At 73.2% G+C, this 1,132-nt stretch carries 2 protein-coding genes; both read left to right on the forward strand.

Annotated elements, in window-relative coordinates:
- On the forward strand, positions 1 to 539 hold a 539-nt coding region (locus BUB17_RS27235), incomplete at its 5' end, for a hypothetical protein (RefSeq protein WP_244277479.1).
- Positions 536 to 1,132, forward strand: a 597-nt coding sequence (locus BUB17_RS24915; protein ID WP_072921497.1) for a hypothetical protein, incomplete at its 3' end; no start/stop codon positions are given. The genes BUB17_RS27235 and BUB17_RS24915, both read left to right, overlap by 4 nt.

The raw sequence follows: 1,132 nt of genomic DNA on the forward strand, positions 1-1,132 counted from the left end.
CAGTGCCCACGCTCAAAGGCGGCTCGGCCATCGGCATCGCCTCCCCGCCGGCGGTGCGCCGGGTCGACGGAGCGCTGGTCACCCCCGGCATCGGCGACGCCGAGCGCCTGCAGGGGTTCCCCGCCGACTGGACCGCCCCGGCTCTCGACGTGCCGGGCGTGCGGGCCGGGCACCGGTGGAAGCTGGTCGGCAACGCGGTCAGCGTCCGGATGTCGGAGTGGGTGGCCGCCCGGCTCGCCGCGCCGGTGCCCTACGACGGGCAGACGGACACCCCGCTGCAGCCCGGGGGCGCCTGGCCGACCGCCGCCTGGGGACAGGACGGTGTCGCACACCGGGCGCCGGTGTCGACCTGGCCGGTCCGTGCGCCCTACGAGTCCCTGGACGGGTTCCTCGACGAGTGCAAGCCGCTGTCGGCTCGGGCGACGGCCGGCTTCCTCAAGCGGGCCCGCTCGGGAAACCTGCGGTTCGTGCCCGGCTTCCTCGACGACGTCGAGAAACACCTGCTCACCATGGGCGGCGACCCCGCCCGCGCGGCATGAGCGACCGGCCACTGCGCCGGGCACTCGACCGAGCCGGCGAGAAGCCGCCACCGAACGGGTCCCAGTCGGCGAAGAAGAACTACGCCCAGCGGCTGTCCAACCACCTGGCCCAGACGCTGGCCGACGCGCTGCGACCGCACTTCCCGACCGTCACCCCCGCCGCAGACGGCACCGGTCAGGAGTCCGCCGTCGGGGTGGCCCGCGGGCAGAAGCGCCTCGACGTCAAGGTCACCGACCCGACCCTGGGGCTGCTGCTGTCGGTGTCGATCAAGACCTACAGCTTCCAGGACTACAGCCCCAGCAAGGGCAGGCTCGGTCGCTGGACCAAGAACATCGTCCGCAACGACCACGAACTGCGCGGAGAGGCCATGGTGCTGCACCAGCGCCAGCCCTACAGCGTGCTCGTCGGCGCGATGTTCGAGCCGCTCCCGATCACCCAGGACGGCAACCCGTCCACCACCTCCGACGTGGGCAAGTCCTCCTTCGCCCACCACGTCACCACGCTGTCCAAGCGGGCCGGCCGCGGCAAGCGGCCGGTCCACGGCGCCGGGGACGGGGCCTGGGTGGACCTGGGTGCCGAGGATCCCCGCTAC

It is taken from the genome of Geodermatophilus obscurus (assembly GCF_900143215.1).
GTDB lineage: Bacteria > Actinomycetota > Actinomycetes > Mycobacteriales > Geodermatophilaceae > Geodermatophilus > Geodermatophilus obscurus_A.